At 63.4% G+C, this 235-nt stretch carries 1 protein-coding gene; it reads right to left on the bottom strand.

The annotated features are described in order from the left end of the window. Window positions 1-5: 5 nt before the first annotated feature. Window positions 6-235, bottom strand: a 230-nt coding sequence (locus tag QP415_RS12995; RefSeq protein ID WP_442953501.1) for an ABC transporter permease subunit, incomplete at its 5' end; no start/stop codon positions are given.

Raw genomic sequence — 235 nt, 5'->3', positions numbered from 1 at the left:
ACACCTCAGGCCGAGGCGCGCTGCTTGTTCCACACATCGAAGGCAACCGCCAGGAGCAGGACTGCGCCCTTGACGATCTGCTGGGTGGAGGTGGAGGCACCCATGAGCTGCATGCCGTTAGACATGACGGCCATGATGAGGCCACCGATGAGGGCGCCGGAGAGGCGTCCAATACCACCGGTCGTCGATGCACCACCGATGAAGCAGGCGGCGATGGCGTCGAGCTCGAACATGT

Source organism: Pauljensenia sp. UMB3104 (assembly GCF_030217285.1).
Lineage (GTDB): Bacteria > Actinomycetota > Actinomycetes > Actinomycetales > Actinomycetaceae > Pauljensenia.
The sequence above is the reverse complement of the archived record's forward strand: the minus strand, read 5'-3'. Positions and strand labels throughout refer to the sequence as shown.